Annotated in this window: 15 protein-coding genes; 14 read left to right on the top strand and 1 reads right to left on the bottom strand. The window is 36.1% G+C overall.

What is annotated here, in order from left to right; genetic code table 11:
- Positions 1–16: 16 nt before the first annotated feature.
- Positions 17–451, bottom strand: coding sequence for a ribonuclease E inhibitor RraB (gene rraB, locus GWI59_RS09360; protein ID WP_109399640.1), 435 nt, complete (start codon positions 449–451; stop codon positions 17–19).
- Between the two features lie 184 nt (positions 452–635).
- On the opposite strand from rraB, the gene argF reads away from it, so the two are divergent.
- The 14 genes from argF to GWI59_RS09295 all read left to right on the top strand — a co-directional run bounded on the left by argF (position 636) and on the right by GWI59_RS09295 (position 12,738).
- The gene (gene argF / locus GWI59_RS09355; RefSeq protein WP_115065045.1) at positions 636–1,640 is read left to right on the top strand and encodes an ornithine carbamoyltransferase; all 1,005 of its coding nucleotides are present in this window, start codon (positions 636–638) and stop codon (positions 1,638–1,640) included.
- Between the two features lie 178 nt (positions 1,641–1,818).
- Positions 1,819–1,989 (top strand): hypothetical protein, encoded by a 171-nt coding sequence (locus GWI59_RS17415; RefSeq protein ID WP_162556766.1) that lies wholly within the window; start codon positions 1,819–1,821, stop codon positions 1,987–1,989.
- On the top strand, positions 1,989–2,924 hold the full coding sequence (gene pyrB, locus GWI59_RS09350; RefSeq protein ID WP_006535647.1) for an aspartate carbamoyltransferase: 936 nt from the start codon (positions 1,989–1,991) through the stop codon (positions 2,922–2,924). Before GWI59_RS17415 ends, pyrB begins: the two co-directional genes overlap by 1 nt.
- 13 nt (positions 2,925–2,937) lie before the next feature.
- A complete protein-coding gene (gene pyrI, locus GWI59_RS09345; RefSeq protein ID WP_006535648.1) occupies positions 2,938–3,396 on the top strand; it encodes an aspartate carbamoyltransferase regulatory subunit in 459 nt (152 codons plus the stop codon).
- Positions 3,397–3,722: 326 nt separating this feature from the next.
- On the top strand, positions 3,723–4,109 hold the full coding sequence (locus tag GWI59_RS09340; RefSeq protein ID WP_006535650.1) for a RidA family protein: 387 nt from the start codon (positions 3,723–3,725) through the stop codon (positions 4,107–4,109).
- A gap of 344 nt (positions 4,110–4,453) precedes the next feature.
- Positions 4,454–6,592, top strand: a complete 2,139-nt coding sequence (nrdD, locus tag GWI59_RS09335; protein WP_072064538.1) for an anaerobic ribonucleoside-triphosphate reductase — start codon at positions 4,454–4,456, stop codon at positions 6,590–6,592.
- Positions 6,593–6,596: 4 nt separating this feature from the next.
- Positions 6,597–7,061 carry an anaerobic ribonucleoside-triphosphate reductase-activating protein gene (gene nrdG / locus GWI59_RS09330; protein WP_161669232.1) on the top strand — a complete coding sequence of 155 codons (465 nt, stop codon included), beginning with the start codon at positions 6,597–6,599 and terminating at the stop codon, positions 7,059–7,061.
- A 26-nt stretch (positions 7,062–7,087) separates the two neighbouring features.
- Positions 7,088–7,297, top strand: coding sequence for a hypothetical protein (locus GWI59_RS09325; protein WP_072064540.1), 210 nt, complete (start codon positions 7,088–7,090; stop codon positions 7,295–7,297).
- A gap of 417 nt (positions 7,298–7,714) precedes the next feature.
- Positions 7,715–8,500, top strand: a complete 786-nt coding sequence (locus GWI59_RS09320) for an arylamine N-acetyltransferase family protein (RefSeq protein ID WP_161669360.1) — start codon at positions 7,715–7,717, stop codon at positions 8,498–8,500.
- A gap of 5 nt (positions 8,501–8,505) precedes the next feature.
- Positions 8,506–9,069 (top strand): RBBP9/YdeN family alpha/beta hydrolase, encoded by a 564-nt coding sequence (locus GWI59_RS09315; RefSeq protein ID WP_109399646.1) that lies wholly within the window; start codon positions 8,506–8,508, stop codon positions 9,067–9,069.
- A 2-nt stretch (positions 9,070–9,071) separates the two neighbouring features.
- Positions 9,072–10,253 (top strand): MFS transporter, encoded by a 1,182-nt coding sequence (locus GWI59_RS09310; RefSeq protein WP_006535659.1) that lies wholly within the window; start codon positions 9,072–9,074, stop codon positions 10,251–10,253.
- Between the two features lie 27 nt (positions 10,254–10,280).
- Entirely contained in the window at positions 10,281–11,186 is a 906-nt protein-coding gene (locus GWI59_RS09305; RefSeq protein WP_006535660.1) for a diiron oxygenase, read from the top strand.
- Between the two features lie 19 nt (positions 11,187–11,205).
- On the top strand, positions 11,206–11,478 hold the full coding sequence (locus GWI59_RS17695; protein WP_006535661.1) for a 2Fe-2S iron-sulfur cluster-binding protein: 273 nt from the start codon (positions 11,206–11,208) through the stop codon (positions 11,476–11,478).
- Positions 11,479–11,487: 9 nt separating this feature from the next.
- Positions 11,488–12,738, top strand: a complete 1,251-nt coding sequence (locus GWI59_RS09295) for an ATP-grasp domain-containing protein (RefSeq protein WP_109399649.1) — start codon at positions 11,488–11,490, stop codon at positions 12,736–12,738.

The following is a 12,738-nucleotide window of genomic DNA, read 5'->3' as shown; positions in this document are numbered from 1 at the left end:
CAACATTTAGCAAAAATTAATGTAAGCGTGATGACTTATCAGACTCTTCTTCTTCGCCGTCTTCGTCGTCACTGTCTTCATCATCATACTCTGCGTCAGGATCTTCAAAATAAGTCCCCCAACCATCGTAATAGACACCCATTTTTTCAGCTAAATTCATTAATTGCTCAACTTGAGCATCAATAAGTTCAGCATTCAAACCACTTTCACTCACAGCATCAAAGCAAAATAAGATCTCACCTGATTCGACTTCGATTTCCTCAGGCTCTGTCACTTCGTAACCTAATTTAAAAACTTCAACAGCTGCTTTTTCTAGTGTTTCAAAATTTTCACAAGAAATATGGTGCTCAATGGCATACAGTGCATCAGGATCACTGCCATCTTCCAGTAATTCTTCAATAATAAGACGTGTTTCTTCACGTTGTTCTGCTAACTCTTTGCTGTCCGCCATAATCATGCTCCGCAATAGTCTGAAAAGGTATCTTGTTCATTCTCCCACAGGCAGGATCAACACTCCATACTTAATATGATGCCCTTATCGCATACTGTTTAAATTAAAAGTTTTCCTTTAGGGGTTGATGGTGAATATTTATTGATATAAATTGAATATAAATTCAACGACAGGATATCACTCTATGAACCCTTTTTATCAAAAATCATTCTTACGTTTACTTGATTTTTCACCTGCAGAAATTCAGCTATTGCTGGCATTGTCAGCACAATTGAAAAAAGCCAAAAAATCAGGCAAAGAAACTCAATATCTTACTGGAAAAAATATCGCACTGATTTTTGAAAAAGACTCAACACGTACCCGTTGTGCATTTGAAGTTGCTGCATTTGATCAAGGTGCAAGAGTGACTTATTTAGGGGGTGGAAGCCAAATTGGGCATAAAGAATCGATAAAAGATACCGCTCGAGTATTAGGGCGTATGTATGATGGTATTCAGTACAGGGGTTACGGACAAAAAACGGTAGATGCACTTGCACACTATGCAAGTGTACCTGTTTGGAATGGTTTAACCAATGAATTTCACCCAACACAGTTATTAGCAGATTTATTAACTATCACTGAACACCAAACTAAACCATTATCAGAAACAGTCTTTGCTTACCTTGGTGACGCTCGTAATAATATGGGAAATACCATGCTAGAAGCGGCAGCATTAACTGGTATGGATTTACGTTTAGTTGCACCTAAAGCATGTTGGCCTGAAGCAAGTTTAGTGGCTCAATGCCAAGACATTGCCAAGAAAAATGGTGGAAAAATCACACTCACTGAAAATGTGGCTGAAGGTGTCGAAAATGCTGATTTTCTTTACACCGATGTATGGGTCTCTATGGGTGAACCAAAAGAAGTTTGGAAAGAGCGTATTGCGTTACTGAAGCCTTATCAGGTTAATATGGATGTAATTAAATTAACAGGCAATCCAGACGTTAAATTCCTTCACTGTTTACCCGCTTTTCATGATGAAGAAACCACAATGGGTAAAACATTAGCTAAAGAGTTTAATTTATATGGTGGTTTTGAAGTCACTGATGAGGTTTTTGAATCAAAACACAGCATTGTGTTTGATGAAGCAGAAAATCGTCTTCATACCATAAAAGCTGTGATGGTAGCGACCCTTGCCAATCCGTTCTAAAATACATAATCATGCAAAACACCTATTTTTTATTGATGAAAAAATAGGTGTTTTCTTCGTTTTACCTCAAGCTTATTGATTTTTAAATTAAAAAAATTTTTTTTGTAAAAAGCAAAAGCAAACGCTTGCGCACAACACTAAGATGCGTATAATGCGCCACAATTTGTCAGGAGGAAAGATGAAACAGCGCCTATTCCAATTCGTAACAAAAACAAGCACCTTAACTGGTCGCAAGCGCATTCTCTTTTTTCCAATAATTCAATTTTTTAAAACCCCTCTTATTGAGGGGTTTTTTTTGGCCTATAAAAAACCACTCATCGCACAATTCATCGCTAAAGGAGAACTCTAATGACTAATCCGCTCTACCAAAAGCATATTATCTCCATCAATGATCTGGACAGGGAAGATTTGGAGTCTGTTCTTCACGTTGCTAACAAACTAAAACAGCAACCTAATAACGAATTGTTGAAAGACAAAGTGATTGCGAGCTGCTTTTTTGAAGCATCAACACGCACTCGCTTATCATTTGAGACAGCTATCCAGCGCCTCGGCGCATCAGTTGTTGGTTTTTCAGATGGAAGCAACACGTCACTGGGTAAAAAAGGTGAAACATTGGCAGATACCATCTCAGTTCTTCGTACTTATGCTGACGCCATTGTGATTCGCCATCCTCAAGAAGGCGCAGCGCGATTAGCTTCTGAGTTTGCTGGCGATATTCCGGTACTCAATGCAGGTGATGGCGCAAACCAACATCCAACACAGACTTTGCTAGATTTGTTTACCATTCAAGAAACACAAGGCCGTTTAGATAATCTCAATATCGCGATGGTCGGTGACTTAAAATATGGTCGAACTGTGCATTCTCTGGCACAAGCATTAGCGAAATTTAAAGGTAATCATCTCTATTTTATCGCCCCTAAAGTACTTGCGATGCCAGAGCATATTCTTCATTTACTGGAAGAAAATGGCGTTGAATATAGCCAGCATGAAACCTTAGATGAAGTGATGCCAGAGCTGGATATTCTCTACATGACACGCGTACAGAAAGAGCGTTTAGATCCCTCTGAATACGCGAATGTAAAAGCACAATTTGTTTTAACTAGCGCAGATTTAGTGAATGTTAAAGACAACCTCAAGATCCTACATCCACTGCCACGTATTGATGAAATTACGACAGATGTCGATAAAACACCTTACGCTTATTATTTCCAACAAGCAGGCAACGGTATCTACGCACGTCAGGCATTACTTGCCTTAGTTCTAAATAAAAACTTAGTTCTTTAATAAGGAGCACACCATGACACATGATCACAAACTAAAAGTTGAAGCTATCAAACGTGGGACTGTTATTGATCATATTCCAGCGCAGGTGGGCTTTAAAATTCTTTCGCTGTTTCGCTTAACAGAAACGGACGAAAGAATAACAGTAGGTTTTAATTTACCTTCAGAAAATTTAGGTAAGAAAGACTTAATTAAAATCGAAAATGTCTTTTTAACCTCTGAGCAAGCAAACCGTTTAGCCATGTATGCACCTCAAGCAACGGTCAATATTATCGATGATTATCAAGTCGTTAATAAGATGGCATTAAGCTTGCCAGAATTACTTGAAGATGTGGTGCCTTGTCCTAATAGCAACTGTATTAGCCATAACGAGCCAGTACAAAGTAGTTTCCGAGTCAAAAAACTGGCCTCAGATGTTGTATTAACCTGCAAGTACTGTGAAAAAGAATTCGAACGCCACGCGGTTATTCGTTAATTCTTTTAACTATCTGCTCGCAAGGGCAGATAGTTTTTTATAAAAAAAAGAATAATTATCTCTTAAAAGCCTCAAGACTATTTTTAGTAAAAATGGAAATAGTCTATTTCCTCTTTTTTATAAAAAATATTACTATAGCTTTAGTATTTTTATGGGCTAAAACTAGCGCTAAACCGTAATTCAGCTCTATGTTCATTTTCTTTTTATACTTACAGACTTTATGATAAAGCCTGATATCTGTCATATTGCTAACTTACAGCACTGGCTATAATAGCGCCGTGCTAATCAAGCGTTAGTCTTAATCTTATAAAAAACAGGAGTTCTACATGTCTTACGAAATTAATACCGATAAAGCCCCTGCAGCAATTGGCCCTTATGTACAAGGCGTTGATTTAGGTAATTTAGTGATCACTTCAGGTCAATTACCTGTTGATCCTGCGACCGGTGAGTTTGTTTCTGATAATGCAGCAGAACAAGCTCGTCAATCTTTAGAAAACGTAAAAGCAATCATCGAAAAAGCAGGTTTAACTGTTGCTAATATCATCAAAACAACTGTTTTCGTAAAAGATTTAAATGATTTTGGTACAATCAACGCTGCCTATGAAGCATTCTTCAAAGAGCATAACGCTGCATTCCCTGCTCGCTCTTGTGTTGAAGTTGCACGTTTACCAAAAGATGCAAAAGTAGAAATCGAAGTTATCGCTATCCGTTAATTTCGTCTCAATAGCAAGCCATAAAAAAGCAAAGGTCTCTTTATGAGCACTTTGCTTTTTTTATGTTCTCACTTTTTGATGAATAATTTATCACTTCTGTTTTTGGCGCATATTTACAATTCTGCCAATCCCTCTTGATGCCTGATGTAGCAAAAATACCTTGATGTAGATCAGTTTTAATGAAGATTATTTTCCTGCCAATAACTATATATTGTGCTTTAATACATACAGACCTACAACATATAGTAATTATACACATCTTATCCACAATGAGCCTGAATGCTGTGCCATCACCTGCTTTTATGGGATTTGAGCCTGTGGATAAATAGTTAAGGAGTAAGATTGTGAAAACCATAGTGATAAAACGAGACGGATGTAAAGTCTCTTTTGACCAAACCCGCATCAGCGATGCTATCAAAAGAGCCGCCGTAGCTTGTGAGATCACTGATGATGATTATTGCGTATCTGTCGCTCAATCTGTTTCACAATCTCTCGCAGGACGTTCGAATGTCGATATCCGTGAGATCCAAGACGCCGTAGAAAATCAGCTGATGGCTGGCAAGCATAAAGATGTTGCCAGAGCCTATATTGAATACCGTCATGACCGAGATGTTGCCCGTGAGCAACGAGGAAGATTAACTCAGGAAATCCGAGGTCTTATCGAACAAAGTGATGTCTCTATTCTTCATGAAAATGCGAATAAAGACAGTAAGGTTATCCCTACCCAACGTGATTTACTTGCGGGTATTGTGGCTAAACATTACGCAAAATTACATATCCTGCCAAGAGATGTGGTACTCGCTCATGAGCGTGGTGAAATTCATTATCATGATCTCGATTATTCACCGTTTTTCCCTATGTTTAACTGTATGCTAATTGACCTTAACGGCATGTTAAACAATGGTTTTAAAATGGGAAATGCGGAAATAGAACCCCCTAAATCTATTTCAACAGCAACAGCAGTAACTGCACAAATTATCGCACAAGTGGCAAGCCATATTTATGGTGGTACAACGATAAATCGTATCGATGAAGTATTAGCGCCGTTTGTAAAATCAAGTTATGACAAACACTATAAAGTCGCGCAAGAATGGCAAATTGCTGATAAAGAAGCCTATGCCAATGCGCGCACTGAAAAAGAGTGTTACGACGCATTCCAATCTTTAGAGTATGAAGTTAATACACTACATACCGCTAATGGACAAACACCATTTGTCACTTTTGGTTTTGGCCTTGGTACGTCAAAAGAAGCACGTTTAATTCAACGTTCTATTCTTGAAAATCGTATGGCGGGTTTAGGCAAAAACCGTAAAACGGCGGTTTTCCCTAAACTCGTTTTTGCCATTAAAGATGGATTAAACCATAAATTTGGTGATCCTAATTACGATATCAAACAACTTGCTCTTGAATGTGCAAGTAAACGCATGTATCCCGATATCTTAAATTACGATCAAGTGGTTAAAGTAACGGGTTCATTTAAAACGCCGATGGGATGCCGTAGCTTCTTAGGTGTTTACGAAGAAAATGGTGAGATGATCCATGAAGGTCGTAATAACCTAGGCGTTATCAGCCTGAACTTACCGCGTATCGCTATTGAAGCTCAAGGTGATGAAGCCACGTTTTGGTCACTACTTGACTCTCGCCTCGAATTAGCGAAAAAAGCACTGATGACACGTATTGCTCGTTTAGAAAACGTCAAAGCCCGTGTTGCCCCAATCCTTTATATGGAAGGTGCTTGTGGTGTTCGCTTAAAAGCAGATGATAATGTAGCTGAAATCTTTAAACATGGCAGAGCATCAATCTCATTAGGTTATATCGGTGTCCATGAAACCATTAATGCACTGTTTGGTACTCAAACTCACGTTTTTGATGACGAGATCTTAAGAGAAAAAGCGGTGGCGATTATCAATCGTCTACGCGAAGCAACAGATCAGTGGAAAGCTGAGACAGGTTATGGCTTTAGCCTTTACAGCACACCAAGTGAAAACTTATGTGATCGCTTCTGTCGTTTAGATGCAGCTGAGTTTGGCATTATTCCTGGTGTTACAGATAAAGGTTATTACACCAATAGCTTCCACTTAGATGTTGAAAAGAAAGTAAATCCATACGACAAACTAGATTTTGAAGCACCTTATCCACCATTAGCCAATGGCGGTTTTATTTGCTATGGCGAATATCCCAACTTACAACATAACCTTAAAGCATTAGAAGATGTATGGGATTACAGCTATACCCGAGTTCCTTATTACGGGACAAACACTCCGATTGATGAATGTTATGACTGTGGTTATACCGGCGAATTCTCTTGCACTAGCAAAGGGTTTACTTGCCCACGTTGTGGTAATCACAATCCAGCAAGAGTGTCTGTTATTCGCCGTGTATGTGGATATTTAGGTAGCCCAGATTCACGTCCATTTAATGCGGGTAAGCAAGAAGAAGTTAAACGTCGTGTGAAACATCTGGCAAATGGTCAGTTAGGTTAAGAGTGTGAATTACCATCAATATTACCCTGTTGATGTTGTCAATGGTCCAGGTACTCGTTGCACCCTGTTTGTTTCAGGGTGCATACACCAATGCCGAGGCTGTTATAACAAATCAACGTGGTCATTAACGTCAGGCAAGCCATTTACACAAGAGATGGAAGATCAGATTATTGCCGATCTTCAAGACAGTCGAATCAAACGACAAGGATTATCACTTTCAGGTGGCGATCCCCTACACCCTCAAAATCTTTCTGCTATATTAAAATTGGTAAAACGTGTTAAAACGCAATGCCCTGAAAAAGATATTTGGGTTTGGACTGGCTATTTGCTAGCAGACTTAACCCCAGAGCAGCAAGAAGTCGTTAACTATATTAACGTACTGATTGATGGAAAATTCATACAAGAACTTTATGATCCCGCATTACTGTGGCGTGGTAGTCGTAATCAGGTGATCCATAAGTTGAAATAATACACATTGAATTAACTGGAGGATGTATGCCTTTAAGTGATAATAAATATGTAAGCTTTTCTGAAGATCATGAACTGAACTACCATTTAAAAAAATGGGGTAAGAAGCAGTCTAAAGCGAATCGAGAACAACTCGTGAAGCTAGGCACTGAATTGAAAAAGAAACTCGGTGTTAAACATCTTCAACACACTGAAATAGATGCAGAGATAGAAAAAAATCTTTCATCATTTGAATAACACCTAAAAGCCCATTTTTTGAAGTGGATCCTTGAAATTGGACACTTTTATTAAGTAACTTGTAAGGCCTGATTCCGATATTCAACTGGGATCAGGCCTTTTAATATAATCAATAATTATTTAAATATTCTCATTTTTCATTTCAACTATAAATTTAATTAAAAATATCAAAATAAAAAATAAAAAATAAAATAATTATTATTAAATCAATATATTTAAATATAATTAAAATACAAAGAAATTAAAATAACCGCATCTATTAATAAAAGATTCAATTTGGTAAAAAAATATTGATCAGGATTTTTTTATGTAATATGTTTTTAACAACCCATATTTTAATTAAAGATTTAAAATTATGATTGCATTATTTATCTTTTCTATAATTCCAGATAGAAATTAAATTAGAGATCAATAAATATGAAATACATACATCATTATCTAAAGCGATTAAATATAGATCTTCCATTAGTTGCAAATTATAAATTTCTATCTAAATTTCATCATGCACATTTTTATTCTATTCCGTTTGAAAATATTGAAATGAAAAAAAACACTTTTAAACTTCTTTCTTATCAAAATATTGCAAATAGAATAATATTTAATAAAAGAGGTGGCATTTGTTTTGATTTTTCTATTTTAATTAAATCATTCTTTGAGCACATTGGCTACTCGTATAGTGTTAGGTTAGCAAGGCTTTTAACTCCATTAATAACACCTACAACACATCTACTCTTTATTGTAACAATTGATGAAACCAAATGGATATTTGATATTGGATATGGTGCAAAAGGACCTCGCTCACCACTGATGTTGATAGATGGTTATGTACATGAGCATTCTTTTCTTTCTTCAAAAGTTAATTGGCATTCTGAATTTGGGTGGATTGTTTCAATAAAGGAAAATAGTCAACATGATGCAATTTGGGAAAATATATATGCCTTTCACGATATAGAGGCACTAGAACCCGATATAAGTATGGCTCATTTTTACACAATTAATTCCTCAGAAAGTCTTCTTAATACCAATATAGTTGCTAGTTTACCAAAAGAAAATGGAAGAATAAGTATCCGAAATAATGTTTTTACTGAAGTTAGAGGATATCTATCTTCATCTTTTCAAATTGCGAATAAACGAGAACTATCGGATTTGTTATTAGAAAATTTTGGCATTGAAATTCCCTTTCAACAAATACGAGAGGAATAAATTAAATGAAAGCAACTTATCTCATCGTTCCTGGATATACAAATTCTGGTGCAGATCATTGGCAATCCTATATGGAAAAAAAATATACCAATGTCACTCGTGTACAACAAAATGATTGGAATAATCCCTCCCGTTCTGAGTGGATTGAAAAACTTAACGAAATTATTAATAAAACCGATGGAGATATTATACTTCTTGGTCATAGTTGTGGTGCAGTCACTATTGCGCAGTGGGCATCTTCTAACAGATGTAACAAAATAAAAGCCATTATCCTTGTAGCACCAGCCGATGTAGATGCTAAATCAGCAATCTCTCCAATTCATCAGCAACGACCACTACCATCAACACCATTAGGTGTACGATCATTACTGATATATAGCGATAATGATAAATACCTCAGTAAAACTCGTGCACGTGCACTCGCTGAATTGTGGGGAAGTAAAACATATTGCGTTCAAGGGGCTGGACATATTCATAGCGCATCTGGATATGGCGAATGGATAGAAGGTGAAAAATTATTTGAAGAATTCACGAGGATCCCATTATTACATACAAGAAAAAAGGTATAACAATGTTTAGAAAGATTAAACATTTCAATCCTATTGTGCTTCACTTTCTTATCGCAACATTTTTGATGGGATTAAGTAATGGGATATTCGATGCTATATATAATTTTTATCTTGAAACTCGTGGTGTAGACAAGACTACGACAGGTTACATATATGCAATAGCAATGGTAATGATGGCTTGTGCCGTAATTCCTCTGATCTATTTGAGTAGACGAATGTCTCAAAAAAAGTTACTCCTTCTTTTTTCATTTGTTTATGCAATCCCATTTATTTTACTTCCAATACTGACATCCGTATGGAGTAGTGCTATCGCATTAGGATTTATCCTTTCTGGCATGATAGCTCTCTTATCTTTGGGAAATTCTTTGATTGGTTCCAACATTAAGGTTGAATATAGAACAACATTATTCAGTTATTTCTTTGTTTCTTACTTATGGGCAGCAATGATAGGTTCAGTAGTAACCAGTTTAGTAACCTATTATTCTCCCGCAACAGCCTTAACCAATTACCAAGGGCTTCTCATTGCATCTTTTATAGTTTCTCTTTTAATGATTTATTTTCGTGCGAAATCTATCCAAGGTATCTCAGAACCTGAACGAGATATTAGAAAATTTACTTGGGATAACAATATGGAGTGGAAGAATTTCGTCGCTCTATTCATTGCATCACTACTTCTAGGAGCCTCTATTACTCTCATTTTTCGATTTATAAATATTGTGATTAGCCTAGCTTACTCCATAAATGTCAGTGAAATAGCCTTAATAATGGGAGGAGATAAAATTGTTAGCATCATTGGTGCATTATGTGCCCCACTTTTAGTTAAAAACTTCCCCCTAAAGCCAACTATTATTATTGTGGGTATACTAACTGCGTTATGCCTCTATCTAGCCTCATATAATATACCGTTAATCATTTTCACCTCACTCTATTTTATTAGGCTATTTCTCAACTATTGCCTAATGCCATTATTGGATACTCTTGCAATTACAGGTTTTGCCAAGAAGAGAATGCTTTTATCTACAAGTATACGACAGCTTGCCTTTTATCTGGGTAGTGCGCTATCTGCTGTCTTTTATGGAAAACTATTAGATGAGGCCCAATGGGAATATACATTAATAATTTCTTCTATTTTCGCACTTATAGGTGCCATTTTTATGAGTTTTATTCGCAGGGAAAATAAGTAGGAAATTAATATTTAAAAGGAATTAATTATGACAAAGGATATTGTAATACCAGATAGTGAAAATGTTGCATTTATGCTGAAAAAACTTTCTGCACTCTGGAAAAACCGAGCAGCGGTAAACAACAAACACACTGATTATTCTGAATTAGCTTTTGAACCATCAAAGAGTGATTTTAGCGAATCGTTATTGCCATTTCGAAACCATGATGCATGGAGAGAAGCATCTCAAGATATTAAAAGCCGTTGCTTATCTTATGCATGGGGTATTTATAACCTAAAAACAATCTATATAGAATGCGATGTCGTGACGCCTGCCTGTGAAGATATTATAAAACGTCCTCCAATAAATTCGATAAATAGAGTGGAATTACAGGATGTAATGTCCGAAGCCCTTTTGGATGAAGCATTACATACTAGAATGTCAATAATAGCCTGTAACTATATATACGACCGTCGAAGATTAGAGCCTCTACATTATACAGATTTTAATTTAATTAAATGTCGCCAGATGATGCTTGCTGATTGTAATGCAGAATGGCAAAGAAGGCTTACTTGTTTTGCAGTAGCATGTGCGAGCGAAACCCTCATAACTGATTATCTGAAAGTCATGGCTGAAGATAATAGTATTCAAAGACTTTGCCATGAAGTCACAAAAGTTCATGCTCAAGATGAATGGAGCCATTCAAGCGTATTCAGCTATGTTGCTTATGATATTGTGCGAGATTTAACCTTTAGTGAACGCAAGCACATGAAAAATATTATGTTAAGAACTGCTGATTTATTTGCCAATAATGAACTGGGAGCTTGGAAAGAAGCCTTCAGACTTTCTCGCATGCCCTATGCGAGAGAAATCATTGAAGAAACAGATAATTGTAATGAGATAAATATTTATCTTGAATCTGTGGAAGCTATTATTTCTAGAATTGGCTTATAGCGCCAATAATGAGCTAAAAATGGAATCTATCTGCATTATTCAAGTCCAGGATCTTAATTGTGAATTATTAGTCGATAACAATAAAAGTGTTCTTGATAATCTGTTACATCACAACATTCCTATTAGACACAAATGCCATTTGGGAATATGTGGTAGTTGTAAATATAAATTAAAAAATGGAAAAGTCAGAAATAATCCCGATTTTTGTTTATCAGAAAAGGAAATAGCTGAAAACATCTACCTTGCTTGTTGTTCCTTTCCTGATGAAGATTTCGAGATTGAAATTATATAAGGAGGTTAAATGAACGATAAATATGTATTGATCGTAGATCCATTTTCCAGTGGCGCTATTTTTGCAAATAGAGTTAAAGAACTTTATGGATATAACGTTATTGCTCTGATTACAAATAATAATCTTCCTCCTACGATTGTGTCTACGTTCAAGGAAGAGGATTATTCTGCTGTGTTTAATTATGCTTCACATGAAGAAGCTGCACAGCAAATAGAATTAGCACTGGGGCGTGCACCTGATTTCATCATATGTGGTTCAGAGCCTGGAGTTCTTATTTTTGATCTACTTTGTCATAGATGGAATCTACTCCCTAATCTATTTAAACTCAGCCAAGCTAGGCGTGATAAATATCTGATGCAGAAACAATTGATGCTTGATGGGATTCGTTACATTCCTCACTATCGCTCGGGTCAATTATCCAAAATATTAACATGGTGTGAAGAAAACCCCTTCAAGGAATATGTAATAAAACCCGTTTGTTCCTTTGGAACCGAAGGTGTATTTTTCTGTAAAAATACGGCTGAAATAAAAAATGCATTTAACTTGTTAATAAATACATTTGATTACTCTGGAAATAAAAACAAAGAATTACTTATTGAACAAAAAATCAATGGTATAGAATATGTAGTAGATGCAGTGAGTAGTAATGGTGTACATTTCATTGTAAATATATTTAAGTATCTAAAACAAAAAGTAAATGGCATTCCAATTTATCATCAGATGGTTACGGAGCCTGTTAATCTATTTCCAGAACTGGTTGACTATACAAAATCTGTACTTACTTCACTCGGTATCAAAAATGGTACTTCACATAATGAGATAATTATGTCTTCAAATGGCCCAGTACTGATTGAATCTGGAGCAAGAATGCATGGAGGTCTTGGACCAAGCCTTGTTGAACGATGTAATTCACACTCTCTAATAGATATGAGTCTACTAGTCCGTATAGCCCCCCACCAATTCACAGACGCAATTTGCACTTCACCTGTTTTACAACGTTATGCAGTCGAGTATTTTCTCTGCGCCCCCAATCAAGGGCATATAAAAGAAATAAATATTGAGAAACAGTGTAGTACCTTAAAAAGCTATGGTTTTACCATCTGTAAATACAAACCTAATGATTATTTACAAAAAACGACTGATTTAGTGACATCTTATGGAAGAATTGTTTTGTTTAATGAAGAATATTTGGCTTTGTCAACCGATGTACAAGTTGTAGCTGATTTAGAAAAAAAAGGAGCATTAATTAGTATTATATAA

The organism is Proteus sp. G2673 (assembly GCF_009915125.1).
GTDB lineage: Bacteria > Pseudomonadota > Gammaproteobacteria > Enterobacterales > Enterobacteriaceae > Proteus > Proteus penneri.
This window is presented reverse-complemented; position numbering and strand designations above follow the sequence as displayed.

What these genes read in the sequence shown, in the direction of transcription:
- rraB (WP_109399640.1), bottom strand. Translation starts at nt 451, where the DNA reads ATGGCGGACAGCAAAGAGTTAGCAGAACAACGTGAAGAAACACGTCTT.
- argF (WP_115065045.1), top strand. Translation starts at nt 636, where the DNA reads ATGAACCCTTTTTATCAAAAATCATTCTTACGTTTACTTGATTTTTCA.
- GWI59_RS17415 (WP_162556766.1), top strand. Translation starts at nt 1,819, where the DNA reads ATGAAACAGCGCCTATTCCAATTCGTAACAAAAACAAGCACCTTAACT.
- pyrB (WP_006535647.1), top strand. Translation starts at nt 1,989, where the DNA reads ATGACTAATCCGCTCTACCAAAAGCATATTATCTCCATCAATGATCTG.
- pyrI (WP_006535648.1), top strand. Translation starts at nt 2,938, where the DNA reads ATGACACATGATCACAAACTAAAAGTTGAAGCTATCAAACGTGGGACT.
- GWI59_RS09340 (WP_006535650.1), top strand. Translation starts at nt 3,723, where the DNA reads ATGTCTTACGAAATTAATACCGATAAAGCCCCTGCAGCAATTGGCCCT.
- GWI59_RS09325 (WP_072064540.1), top strand. Translation starts at nt 7,088, where the DNA reads ATGCCTTTAAGTGATAATAAATATGTAAGCTTTTCTGAAGATCATGAA.
- GWI59_RS09320 (WP_161669360.1), top strand. Translation starts at nt 7,715, where the DNA reads ATGAAATACATACATCATTATCTAAAGCGATTAAATATAGATCTTCCA.
- GWI59_RS09315 (WP_109399646.1), top strand. Translation starts at nt 8,506, where the DNA reads ATGAAAGCAACTTATCTCATCGTTCCTGGATATACAAATTCTGGTGCA.
- GWI59_RS09310 (WP_006535659.1), top strand. Translation starts at nt 9,072, where the DNA reads ATGTTTAGAAAGATTAAACATTTCAATCCTATTGTGCTTCACTTTCTT.
- GWI59_RS09305 (WP_006535660.1), top strand. Translation starts at nt 10,281, where the DNA reads ATGACAAAGGATATTGTAATACCAGATAGTGAAAATGTTGCATTTATG.
- GWI59_RS17695 (WP_006535661.1), top strand. Translation starts at nt 11,206, where the DNA reads ATGGAATCTATCTGCATTATTCAAGTCCAGGATCTTAATTGTGAATTA.
- GWI59_RS09295 (WP_109399649.1), top strand. Translation starts at nt 11,488, where the DNA reads ATGAACGATAAATATGTATTGATCGTAGATCCATTTTCCAGTGGCGCT.